This window comes from Polynucleobacter sp. AP-Latsch-80-C2 (assembly GCF_018882185.1).
GTDB lineage: Bacteria > Pseudomonadota > Gammaproteobacteria > Burkholderiales > Burkholderiaceae > Polynucleobacter.
Window position 1 is genome coordinate 1 of record NZ_JACVOY010000057.1, and the last position, 214, is coordinate 214.

The following is a 214-nucleotide window of genomic DNA, read 5'->3' on the forward strand; positions in this document are numbered from 1 at the left end:
CTACAGTTCCACTACCACTCACTTGTAAGGTACCGGCATTGACAGTAGTAGCGCCACCATAGGTGTTAGCACCTGACAGAGTGAGGATACCTACTCCTGCTTTTGTCAGAGTAACACCGATACCTGCAATGATGCCGTCAATCGAACCAGCACCACTATTGGTAATCGAGATGGCGCTACTGCTAGCTAAGGTAATCGCATGGGCAGTTAAGGT

General features: G+C 49.1%; 1 protein-coding gene. It reads right to left on the reverse strand.

What is annotated here, in order from left to right:
• On the reverse strand, positions 1–214 hold a 214-nt coding region (locus ICN47_RS12860), incomplete at both ends, for an autotransporter-associated beta strand repeat-containing protein (protein ID WP_216220305.1).